The sequence below is a fragment of the Ruegeria arenilitoris genome (genome assembly GCF_013032445.1).
Lineage (GTDB): Bacteria > Pseudomonadota > Alphaproteobacteria > Rhodobacterales > Rhodobacteraceae > Ruegeria > Ruegeria arenilitoris_F.
Genome location: NZ_WQCA01000003.1, coordinates 370,663 through 382,465, shown reverse-complemented (window position 1 = coordinate 382,465; position 11,803 = coordinate 370,663). Strand labels below are relative to the sequence as shown.

Annotated in this window: 9 protein-coding genes and 1 pseudogene; 8 read left to right on the top strand and 2 right to left on the bottom strand. The window is 47.9% G+C overall.

Annotation, left to right across the window (positions count from 1 at the left end; all coding sequences use genetic code 11):
- Positions 1–116 precede the first annotated feature (116 nt).
- The 3 genes and pseudogenes from GOW98_RS26190 to GOW98_RS06305 all read left to right on the top strand — a co-directional run.
- Positions 117–287: pseudogene (locus GOW98_RS26190) on the top strand (DUF6538 domain-containing protein); the annotation flags it as partial.
- Positions 288–638: 351 nt separating this feature from the next.
- Positions 639–1,385 carry a tyrosine-type recombinase/integrase gene (locus tag GOW98_RS06310; protein WP_170330211.1) on the top strand — a complete coding sequence of 249 codons (747 nt, stop codon included), beginning with the start codon at positions 639–641 and terminating at the stop codon, positions 1,383–1,385.
- 42 nt (positions 1,386–1,427) lie between these two features.
- A complete protein-coding gene (locus GOW98_RS06305) occupies positions 1,428–1,685 on the top strand; it encodes a hypothetical protein (RefSeq protein WP_170330210.1) in 258 nt (85 codons plus the stop codon).
- A gap of 63 nt (positions 1,686–1,748) precedes the next feature.
- Here GOW98_RS06305 and GOW98_RS06300 read toward each other — a convergent pair whose 3' ends face one another.
- Positions 1,749–2,147, bottom strand: a complete 399-nt coding sequence (locus GOW98_RS06300) for a MarR family winged helix-turn-helix transcriptional regulator (protein ID WP_170330209.1) — start codon at positions 2,145–2,147, stop codon at positions 1,749–1,751.
- A 1,008-nt stretch (positions 2,148–3,155) separates the two neighbouring features.
- Between GOW98_RS06300 and GOW98_RS06295 the strand changes: the two genes are divergently transcribed.
- Positions 3,156–5,267, top strand: a complete 2,112-nt coding sequence (locus tag GOW98_RS06295) for a P-loop NTPase fold protein (RefSeq protein ID WP_170330208.1) — start codon at positions 3,156–3,158, stop codon at positions 5,265–5,267.
- A gap of 464 nt (positions 5,268–5,731) precedes the next feature.
- On the opposite strand, the gene GOW98_RS06290 is transcribed toward GOW98_RS06295, so the two are convergent.
- The gene (locus GOW98_RS06290) at positions 5,732–7,441 is read right to left on the bottom strand and encodes an ATP-dependent nuclease (RefSeq protein WP_170330207.1); all 1,710 of its coding nucleotides are present in this window, start codon (positions 7,439–7,441) and stop codon (positions 5,732–5,734) included.
- A 2,074-nt stretch (positions 7,442–9,515) separates the two neighbouring features.
- On the opposite strand from GOW98_RS06290, the gene GOW98_RS06285 reads away from it, so the two are divergent.
- From GOW98_RS06285 to GOW98_RS06270, 4 genes are all read left to right on the top strand, one after another.
- A complete protein-coding gene (locus tag GOW98_RS06285) occupies positions 9,516–9,803 on the top strand; it encodes a hypothetical protein (RefSeq protein WP_170330206.1) in 288 nt (95 codons plus the stop codon).
- Positions 9,804–10,182: 379 nt separating this feature from the next.
- Positions 10,183–10,689, top strand: a complete 507-nt coding sequence (locus tag GOW98_RS25560) for a hypothetical protein (protein ID WP_217359389.1) — start codon at positions 10,183–10,185, stop codon at positions 10,687–10,689.
- On the top strand, positions 10,689–11,456 hold the full coding sequence (locus GOW98_RS06275) for a hypothetical protein (protein ID WP_170330204.1): 768 nt from the start codon (positions 10,689–10,691) through the stop codon (positions 11,454–11,456). Before GOW98_RS25560 ends, GOW98_RS06275 begins: the two co-directional genes overlap by 1 nt.
- Positions 11,449–11,691: a hypothetical protein gene (locus GOW98_RS06270; protein ID WP_170330203.1), complete on the top strand. Its 243-nt coding sequence runs from the start codon at positions 11,449–11,451 to the stop codon at positions 11,689–11,691. Before GOW98_RS06275 ends, GOW98_RS06270 begins: the two co-directional genes overlap by 8 nt.
- Positions 11,692–11,803 lie beyond the last annotated feature (112 nt).

The window sequence follows — 11,803 nt, the reverse complement described above, 5'->3', positions numbered from 1 at the left end:
GATTCAAAATCCCCCGATGGCAACATCGTGAGAGTTCGAGTCTCTCCTTGGGCACCACCTCCTTGAAAATCAAAGGGTTCCTTCGCCGGATGTAACGGTAATGGAGCCATTTTTCTATAGATGTACGGGTACCCAAAGGGCTGTTTAAGCGAGGTAAGGGTTACGCGCTGCGAGTCGCTGTTCCCACTGAGTATCAAGCGATCATCGGCAAAAAGGAGATTGTCAGGGGATTAGGAACCCAAGACCTCGGAGAAGCGTTGACCAAACGGAAGGAGGTTCTCGCTCAGATTGTTTCCGAGTTGTCTGAAGGCAATCTGCCAGAAACGGCTTCTGGAACGGGCAGGGTGGCTAGGTCTTTTAGTGGAATCACTGTCCGCGACACCGCTCACCGTTGGTTAGGTGAAGCGGATGGAATCAAGAATTCGACTAAGGCAAGGTATCGGCAACACCTTGAGGCTCTCGAAACCTACACAGGGAACATAGAGGTCACTCAGATCAACAGAACGCTTGCTCTGGCCTTCATGGATCACCTTAAGCGTACACCCTCTGAGAGGACAGGACAGCCGCTCTCCGCTCGATCCTTGCAATCCTACCAATGCTGTCTCGCGTCTTACTGGCGTGTCTTGGATCATTGGGGATTGGTCGATCCTGATGTGCGCAATCCCTTTTCGTCGCTCTTGAGGCGTGTCGCAGGACAGAAAAAGAAGACAGACCCGAGAGAGAAGAAACTACGGCCAATAACCCGAGAAGAAGCTGAAAGCCTTCTGACTTACATCGCCGCAAACTCTGCACTCAAATACCAGCTCGAGATGTTCGTCACAGTGCGTCTACTCTGGGTCACGGGATGCCGACTGAATGAAATCTGTGGGCGTTACCTGTCCGACATTGACGATAGGGGAGAATACATCTGCATCAATATCCCTGAGAGTAAGACAGAAGCAGGGAAGCGGTCGGTTATGATCGTTGGTGATGATGATTGTGCTTTGCTTCGAAAGGCTATGAAGAAAGCGGCCATAGTCGAACCGTCTTGTCCTGAAAATGAGGGTCGTTTGTTCCCTCGGATCAACTTGGGTGGCTACGACAAACAACCTAGCCACTACCTCGGGAAAGCCTTGGAGAAGGCGAGAAAGAACCTTGAGGCCGACAACTCCAAATGGGACATGCACTCGTTCAGAAGGACCGCTGTATCGGCTCTGGTGAATGCTGGTGTTGCTCGTGAAGCCCGAAATCTAGCTGTCGGTCACTCCAACAAAGACGACATTGGTATCAGCGTCTACGCCAAGAGGGCTGAGTTGGACGATGTAATCCTATCAACTTTCAAGGCACTGTATGGTGAACTCGGGGGAAGTCTTGTGTCACCCCCGGTTCGACCGAAGGCAAACTGAAATCAAACCCAAAGAAACCAATCGAGTAGAGAAGGAAATACAATGACAATGAAAAGCCTAGGTACACTGTCTGTTGCCCAAGCCATCCATGAGCGGGTGATGCTCCATTACTTGATGCTTGTGGATCACAAGAACGCCGAACTGGTCGCAGGTTTGGAATTAGAAACAGGTTGGGGGCTGACCAATCACTATGACCGAGAAAGCCTTAAGAAGCGGCTGATAGATGCCATGCATGCGTATGAAGAGGTCATGGGCGAGAAGCATCCAGTCGATGCCGAATTTGACGCCTTCACTCGGTAGTTCAGATTAGGGACGGTTGAGGTAAGGGCTAGCAATCTGCTGGCCCTTTGTTTGTTTTTGGACCTAGTTACTCTTTGGGCCGGTCAGGATTTCTTCTAGCTGGTTTATGAAAGCCTCACCTCTCGGGGTTAATCTAAGTTCGCGCTTGCGTCTGTCGTTTGGGTTTTCTGTAACGGTTATTAGTCCGTAACCGGAGTTCGGCATGTCCGCTGCGCCATCGCCCCAATAGTTACTGTTTCGACTGGCGGCGGCGGGTTTCAATCCAACCCAATTCTGTATGTCCGCTGTAGTCACACCTTCGGGGCGATCTTGATGTCTTGCGATATAAAGCAACGTCATTGCAGTACTGATTTGCATCTTCAAATCGTACTGAGAAAAACGTTGAAAGAAATCGATTCCAGGCTGTAGGTCACTGTGCATACGGTAAAATAATGCGATAACGGAATGATAATCAAGACCCATAGAGGGTTTTTAGTTGTTAATTAATAATGGTCTACGTGTATTGGTATTTACATATGATCCGATAGCGGATAGAAATTGAATCGGTTGGTTGGGGATTGTTATCTTCCTCCGATTGGTTGCTGAAAGGTGGCCTCGCTCTTTGACAACTGAATATGAAGGTCATCACCCTTGACCAGTCGCACGGGATATATGTGGCACGAGATTTCTAAGGCTCATGGTGGGGTAGCTAGGACGCCAGCGCGTAGCGCGTTATTCCGATGATGCGTGAATGATGATCTACAAACTCACCACTTCTGGGTAATCTCATGTGGGACGTGTGTCTAACCATCGCGGCATGGGGGCTTTCTCATTGCGCCTTGCGACGGGACACACAGAAGCCTAAGAGCAAATTCCAGAGACCGCAACTCAACCATTAGATTTCTTTGGTACCGCCCTATTTTTGGGGGAGGCGGTGCTAACTCTCTGCGCCGATGAAGGTTAGGCTATACAAAGCCTCCCTTCGTTGGCCCCGGGAAAACTCAAAGTGGCGAAAGATTTATGCGCCGCTCAAAAGACCAAATTTTAAGGGTAATTCATGTATGAACGACAACAACAACGCGAAAGGGCACTAACAAATGGTACGGCCAGTTTACCTTCGATGAGGTAGAGAGCATCCGCAAGAAGACCGAGGATGACCTTACGGTCCAAGCGGATATTACCTTAGCCACCGGGAAAAGCATGGAGTTAACTCAATTGATCCTGGGTGGACTGAGTGGTTCAGCAATCTGTACTCTTGAGGGGCGCAGTAGCGTGATACAATTCAAAAACACGTTGCGGGTCTAAAAATCTCGTACACTATCTTGCAGCAAAAAGTCGGATGGAGTTCAAAGCTGTTATCTGTTTGTTGCTCGCCAAGCCTATTGTACGCGCTTTTTATGCCGGTCGAACAGTAATTGTCACATCCTAGATAGTTCTTTGGGGGTTTTTCAGATGCTAATTCACCAAGACAGAACACCCAGCGCTCAAAACTTGTCACTCTCAGATATTAAGGACAAAGACGCCTTTGAAATGAGTAGCTTTATTAGTGTGATCAAGGACAGTTTAGTTCGCAGGGTTGATCAAGTCTCCGAAGGAAAAGTTGCGAAACCAAAAGAAGGTGAAACTACCCGAGCAACAGGTGCGGTCGTCGGTTTAACAGGGCCGTGGGGGAGTGGTAAGACTTTTGCTCTAGATTGGATCGAGAAAGCCATCAGAGAAGACGAAGATGAAAAACTATTGCTTGTTAGATTTGACCCTTGGAGGGCGAGTGGGAGAGATGATTTACTAGTCTTTTTTATTGAAGAATTGGCAGAGGAAATCCGAAAGTCGGGTAAGGCCGACACTTGGAAAGGTGTCGCTCCGGAAAACATTAGGTGGGCGAAGAACTTAGTAGTCACAGGGTTCCAGAAGACCAAAGGTGGCATTCAAAAAGGTCTTAATGTGGTTAAAGATGGCGCAGGAGACGTATATCAGCTTGCGCTCGATGGCACGATAGAAAGAAAGTTCAGTCATATTTCTAAGAAGTTGTCTGGCTCAAAACTCGGTGTGGTCTGTATCATCGATGATCTTGATCGGCTTACAGACAGTGAAATCCGAGACGTGGCTATGCTCGTCAAGTCTGTGGGCAATATCCCAAATGTATCTTACCTCCTAAGTTACGATCCGAGGCGTGTTGCTCGGGCGTTATCTGAGAACGCGGACATAGGAGAAGGTCTTCAGTATCTTGAAAAGATTGTACAATTGCAGCTGAGGCTACCGGCGTATGCTTCAAGGGACCTTCGAAGATTTGCACGGGAAGAACTGCTAGCGAAAGAAGAAGAACCTTGGCGTGATTTGAGTTGGTCGGAAATGAGACGCTTGCTGCATGATCTTATTCCAAGGGTGATAGGGACGCCAAGAGATATAATTCGGTTCAGTAATATAGTGCACGCTCGTCGATCTGCTTTGGGGCCAGAAATAGTTCACGGAAATGATCTATTGCGTTTATGTGCGTTGGAAGCTCGATTTCCTTTGCTTGCTCAAAAGCTGTCGGAACTCATCCATCATTGTACGATTGACGGCTGTAGAGAGTTAATGCGTCGTCCAGAAGTCAAAATTCTGGAAAGTTCTGAGGTCCTAGAAAAGCTCCTAGAGGAACACAAAGGAAACAACGGTAAGGCCCGAGACATGAATGCTGAGGAATCTATGCTTCAGATTATGTTTCCATCATTATCGGCACGTGGATCTTCTCGGATTACCCGCACAATAAACAGAGTGTGTTTTGAGAGTACATTGAAGAGCGTTCTTAGCTATCAAACGACACCGGATTGGATGCAAAAAGACGAAGCGATTTCATACCTTAAGAACCCGGAAAGTCTTAGGGAAGCGCTAGCCAAGGCAGCAAAAGAACAGAACTTGAGGCACATGCATCTGCAACTGCGAACTGTGTATGACGAAGCAATTAAGTCGGCAGATGATGTTGAGGCGTTCTGGCTTACTTTGGCGGAGCATTTTGATCAGACTTATTCCGAACAAGGGCTTGAAGCTTGGCACCAGTTCTCTGATTTGTCTCACATATGGGCGAGGGCAGTTTCAGTAGGTTTTATTAGTAAAAATACTCCGGACGATGATTTTTTTATACAGGTCGCAGAAGGTGGTTTCATCCATCTCAGCGCAAGCGTCGCTTATTTCTCCGCGGAGAGCCGTGGCCTGTTTGACGTTAAGCATAACCCGGGCGCTGAACCGATAGTCGACACACCGAATCTTTACAAGTTGATCGGAATTTCGAATGAAAAGTTAAAGGGGAAGTTGTTGAAGGGGCAGCTTCCTGTGATTAAGAGCTTGTACCCATTGTGGATGGCCCAGAAGGATGAAGAAACCTACGAGAGGTTGAGGGAAGCACTGACGTCTCCGAAAACTTCTTCAGAAGTAGATCAAGTTGTTTGCTTAGTATATCGAACACTCAAGGATAACTTGGTGGATGGAGTGCATGTTTTTGACATCATCGATAAACCTAGGCTATTGAGGGCCGTTAGGAAGCACTCCGATCTCGATGGACAGCGTCCTTACCTCTTGCAGAAAGCATATAGGTTTGTTCAAGACAGCTTAGACGGACCAGTATAAGATTGGGCATAGCAACGATTGGCTTGAGTGCTTATAATCGATTTACTATTTTGTGACTGAATTTAGAGAAAATTCGAATTCTAGACTTGCTCTTTTTTGCCGTTGTGATTGGGGGCTATTTTGCCGACCGGCGCTGTCGCGATCAAAAATTGCGAAAGTGATGTCTTTTTTGAGTTGCGAAACCAATGTCTAAAATTTGAGCTGTAATTCCTGCGACATGTTTGTTCATGATAATCATGTCTGGCTATGAGCGAGCCACAGAGACATAGATGGACAAGAACTGAAAAAGGCTTTGCGATACTCAAGGGGCGTCAGGCGTTCTTTGAGAAGGCTCAGGGTAACCGTGAGAACTCTGGGGCAGCAAAGGTGCTTGGTTTGCGCTAAATGCAGGCGCTGGTGGTGCGTCAAAGGAAAATTATGTACCGCCAGCGCACAGTATCTTTTAGGTTTCGAAATTCACAAAATCAGTTTGATGAGTTCCAGTTGCGAATGTGGCCTACCAATTCTTGAACGTTCTTTAGAAGGTCAAGATGCCCGTCAAGATCATCTAACTCCATGTTATCACAGACAATATGGGAAAGCTCCACTTTGGTCGACTTGATGGCCTTAATAGCGCTTAGGGATGGTAGATTCACAAATTCATCTGCTACAGAGAAATCTGCTCCTGCAATGCGTTTCCAAACACTTTCTGGGACATAGTTTTCAATCTCTTTACCCGCTGTGATCCAAGAAAACCCTCCCCTGTCTGCGACTTCCTTTCGAAGCCTTTGTTTGGTTTTGTTCAACCTAGTTGGAGGTTTCCGGTTGCTGTTGGAATTACGCTTCCGGTCGCTATCCATAACGATCGCTATGTTCCGGTTCAGGGTAACCATGGATATTAAGTTAGATACTTCTGTCGGAGCTACGGCCTCAAAGTGGCTCAGGATTTTTCCCCCGTAATACATGAAAGAATAGTGTGATCCCTCAACCAGTTCCCCTTTGGTCACCAAGTCAATCCAACGTTTGATGTAAACGCGATCGCTTGGACCTTCTACCCATATGACCCCGTTCGCTTGTAAAATATCGGAGCCTCGAACATCTAAATCGTCTAGGATGTTGTACCGGTTGTTAAAATCCAAGACATTTGTGCATCTTGAGTTGCTACCGTGGCGGGTAACATGAATAATTCCAGCGTCGTTTCGCGACGTCGACCAATCGATGCAGATTGGTGAATGTGTGGTAAAGACTAACGAGAAACTCAGCTCACTTCGACGTTCTGCTAAGAAAGAAATTAGTCTGCGAAGAAGAGCAGGGTGGAGGTTGTTTTCTGGTTCTTCAATCGCCAGAACGATGCGATCCCATTCTATATGATCGAGCATCGGTACTAGGCGAAGGTACGAGAGAATTATGAAAACTGATTGGAGGCTCGATCCGGACTCGGAAAGCCTGATATCGCCTTTTCCTTGCTCCCTGAGAAAAATCTCCCATGTCCCGGTTTGATCATTTTCTTGGCAGACTATCGAAGTAAACTCGCTGTCACCTGCATAAAGAACATTCAAGTCTTCTAAAAGGTCAACTTCCACTACGTCTCTTGGTTGAGAATCGTTATTGATAAAATAGCGGATTAGGTTTGTGATCCCATCGCCATTCGGTTTGGGGGCTGGGGCACCACTTTTTTCTGGTCGAACACTACGTTCCGCCGCTACACGAAGGAGCGTCAATTCCGATAACGACCACTTATGTATACTTTTTAGTACGGGTTCAATTCTGCCTGTAAAGATGCGTGAATCACGGTTGTACCCATGTCCCCCTACAAGTTTCGGAGCACCAGAACCTACATACCGCCATATAGGAGGCCGACTAAGGAAATTGGTTGCATAAGTGCGGTCGTTCACTCCGTGTTCAAACGAGCCGACATTGTGACTTAGAAAATGTTGGTCTAAGTCTTGTGTTGAAGGGGGTTTCTTAATTTCGATCGCCGGAGTTCCTTCAAAGCGAACTTGCGAATCCGGGACCAAATTACCGGATGACCGCCTGATGCAAATATCGATGAGATCTACAACTGACGACTTCCCTGAGTTATTCTTACCAATAATAACACTGACAGGTGAGAAATGAAAAAAGCCACTACCTGTATTGTCAAAACACTTGATACCTTTCCCATTAACTTCAAAACCGGATAACGGATGTTCCAAGGCGTACCTCTGAATAGTAAAAAAGTTTATTATTTACAGTGCGATCTCGCGCAATGTGGACGCGAAGGTGCCATCCATGAAATACCGATGCAAGACCGGAGGGCGCATAAGTTTTCTGTTTCTTGAAGACCGAGTGGCAAGTTTTTTTGAAGAAATTTGTGACGGTATTATCGGTAGGTCCGCTCCGGGCTACCCCCCCGTACCCCCACAGCAAACCGTCAGCCCAACCGACCGCCACCCAGGTCAACCGACCGCCAACCTTCTATCCACTGTGAGGCAGGGCAGGGGGAATAAAAGCTTCATATGGTACAACATACTCACCCGATCTTTGGTGCTTCGGGTATCGTCACTCGTAGTGATCCTAATGATTACAGATGGTTACTCGGCATGTTGTCTGCGATGTGTACGGATATAGTACGACAGGCTCTCCATCCGGCTGCTATCGTCGCCGCGCCTCAGCCGATCTAAGTGGAGGTACAGCGGGTTAATACTTGGTTGGGTGTCAGTCCATCCGAAGAGGCTCTAGGTTGCTCCACCTGCGGTCTCAGTGGTCCTATGGCAGCTTTGGTGTCTTGAGTGACGCGCCGTTGACACTAGCCTGCTCTGAGAGAGCAAAGTCGACCCAGAGATCACTTGGAGCCTGTCTCTTCCATAGAACAATAAACCCTTCATATGGAGTACTATCAAAATCTGGCTCCACAATCTCAAGTGAGATTACTTGGGTGTCCTTTAGTTTTTTCTGAACTCTACTCTGTTTCGAGGATGCTTACGGACCCCAGGGTAACCTCAAGACCACAGACAATTACACCGCTATTCCTAAGGGATGATTACCCGTTGCGCAGAGCTTTCGACACAACCTTAACGATATTAATAGAGGATCGAAGAGAAAATAAATATCTAGCAACCTCTTGAAATTTAGGAAATCGTACCTAGATAAATATAACTTATAGTATACTATAGGTCTTACCCTTAGTTCTAACCTAAGTTCTTCTATCACTGTTTATTATTAGTACTGACCTAGGTTTTAACTCTAGGTATCTACCAGTATTCACGAAGTTACCAAAAGCACCCCACCAACTACACAAGCTTCTACCAAGGAGCCGCTGAGGCCGCAGGTGGAAGCCAGTTGTCCCGTTTCCTGAGTATGGAGGCGACTGACACCTATACCTACCTCCACCTGCGCTCTGAGCCGCTCTCTTCTGACCTATCATTCCTTTGATCCGTAAGGCTCTCATTCCCCGCCAGTTAGCGGGTCATACCATTTCTGAAATCAAACGACATATGACAAAAAGAATTAAACCTATGGAACCTGAACAGGTTTCCTTTGCGCCAACGTTACAAAACGTTGAAACCCGAGAAACACACCCGAACTATGCGTACGTGCTTCACACAGAGGGGAAGCATAGGGTCGCTGTCTGTGGTGAAAGTATCCAGTACCTCCTACAAAGGCGGATAAACAAGGCGGCTGGTCCTGAGTGGAACACTCGGCACTTTTGTACGTCTGCCAATGCAGCGATCCGCGAATGGCAAACGATGCTGAATCTCGAAAGAGACGAACCAGTTGCTCGCGCCATTCTCAACCTACCAAAGTACGCCAGACACGCCCTAGAGCAGTTGAGTGCGGAGGTAGAGTCGACAAATACCTTTTTAGGTGTCGAGCCTCCAAATTGGTACAAACACCTCTCCACCCACGGTTGAAATGGCGCTGTTTCGAAGCGTGACAAAACTCAAGGTTACCCGATAGCACCTTTAGTTGCTCAAAGTTGAGGCTCGGTTCGGGCCTCAAAACTCAAAATACATAATTAAATACAATCACTTAAATGGACCATCCTTACAAGGTGGAGCCCAATTAAGTGTACAAACTAATTGGAAATATTTTTATGACAAAATCAACTGACCATGTTGTCCAACAGGTCAACGAAATACTGTCGAACGGAGGGAATGAACTCAAGCCTGAGACCTTAAATGATTTGAACCTAGCTCGTGATCTCTATCTCTCGGGCAACATTGATGAGAGCGTCCTATCAGCCAAGATCACTACCGCTAAGGCCCAGAAGGGTTGATCGGAATGGTAATGGAATACGTTTCAAACTTCTCGTCAATCATCCCTGTCTTGGTCGACTACTTCTCTCTGGCCAAAGCCGGTCCCTATCATCCACTTCAAGTTCGCAATGACCTCAAATTGTCGAAGTCCTTTTGGCGCGTCGGTATGAAAGCCTTTGTTTACCCAGAGGGCAGCGAGGGTCGAAAGGCTCTTGAGAGCGTAGGTGTCTCTGTGGTGACCGAAAGCGCCGTGAGATTGGACAATGGGAAACTGTTGCTCAACTCGTTATTTCTCAAGAAAGAGCCTGAGGGTGGCTAAGCTACCCCTGTCTACCATCCCGGCAGGGAAGCGGAGCAAGGCTTCACGCGAAGCGCTTAGGCAACGACGAATAGCCTATCAGTTGAAGAACCAAGCCAAGACCTGCGCGGTACCTGGCTGTGACCACAAGCGACTAATGGTGTCTTGCTATTGCCGGGGACACTATCAGCGAAACCGAAGGTATGGTCACCCAACAGGACGATTGCCGACCCAAGGTGAACTCCGATCCATCGAAGGCGCAATCAAGGCTTGGCTGCAAGACGACCATCTCACCACCGACTTTGCCAAGCGATCCTTCAAATCCTCTTGGGGTTCAGCCCAGCGCATCATCACACACAACCCTGCATTTGCTCTGCCGTTCTTTCGGTTAGAGGGCGACATGGGATACACTCAAAAGGCCAAAGCCTGGGTGATACTTTCCAACTACGTCCACCGGGAAAAGAACTCCCTGTCAGATGCGATGGTCAGGTACATGGCTTGTCGTCTCTGGTCAGAGTTCCTCTGGCAGATGCCAAACGGTAAAGGCGGGGCAGTCAAAGCGCGGAACCACTTTGTAAATACATGGGCAGGGAAATTCGTGCTGGCCAATTCAGGTTTCACCAAGAGCAAGACGGAAGAGAAAATCATCCGTTGGGAGAAACCTTGGTATGTCTCGGATGATCCTGTCCAAAACAGACCCCGACCTATCACAGAACGGGTGACCACCAAGGTCACGCTCAATCCATTCAAGGCAGGACCCATTGTCCGTGCCATTGGACAGGAACTCCATGCCGCTGTCGATCATGCGATGGGCATAGCATGGCAGTCCGACACCCGCCTTCTTGAGAAGGCTTACGAGGCCCTTGGCCTACCAAAAGACAATTCTACAAACGAAAGAAATACTTAATGACACTCAATACTGACAACGAAGTAGCACCTACATCTAACCTGATGAACTCGGATGACCTGAGAACTTCGGTTCGGGATGTGACTGCTGAGAACCGGGCCAAGGGCTACTTTAATGAGGCTTCAACCTACATCCCTGACAATGTCGCCAACAACAACCCTGACATTGTGTCCCGCAATGGATCGCGAGTTCATGCCGGAGGCGACTATCAACCGAATGACATCCTTATGATCGGCAATATGGAAGTCACATATGAGATGGCTCAATCGCTAGGGCTGATTCAGGGCTCCGAATTCTCTTCACCTCAAGAGGATTTCCGTGCTGGCGCTGAGCAAACACCCGAGGCCGAGCCTGTGGATGACCGACCCGCAGAGGCAATCTTGCTAGATGACCAACTTAAGCTGGCATTTGGTGAAGATAGCGGAAAAGTGCTGGATGTTTTGGGCAATGATATCGTTATGAATGGGGAACTCAGTGAAAGAGGGCTTTCCTTTCTGAACTCAGAAATGGGCATGACGCCTCAGCGTTTCCAAGAGACGTACTCCGAGATGCAAGACGTTGGCGGTCAAGTGATGCAGCAGTTTCTTGAGAACGGCGATGGTCTGGAAATGGAGCGGATCGATTTCCTTGTCGATCTTGCAGAGACCGGAACACTCGACCAACAAGCCACTGTTCGGAACATCTGGTTCAAAGCAGCGACGGGGCAATTGACCCGAGATCAAGCTGTCGAAGCATTTGATAGCCTGTGGGAACCCTATGATGGCTGAGGACAGCATCAAGAACGCCACCCAAGGTGAACTCGAAGAACTCAACGGGTTACTCGTTCGGGAACTGATTGCAAAAATCAAGGAAGGTACCGCCACCGGTACCGACCTTTCAACGGCGGCTAAACTGATGAAGGAACATAAGGTCCAACCTATTGACCCTAGGGTTCCGGCGACTTCCTATCATCACCAGATTCCGGAAGAGCAGTTGGACTATCCGGTGGACGTAAATTGTTAAGAAGCGATGCCGGTAAAGCTTTGGTCCTTTTTGGGGGAGGGACTTGGGTCCAGTTTGGAGTGAACTGAGCAACCATGAAAGCGACAGTTGGCAAACTGAATTTACCGAAATA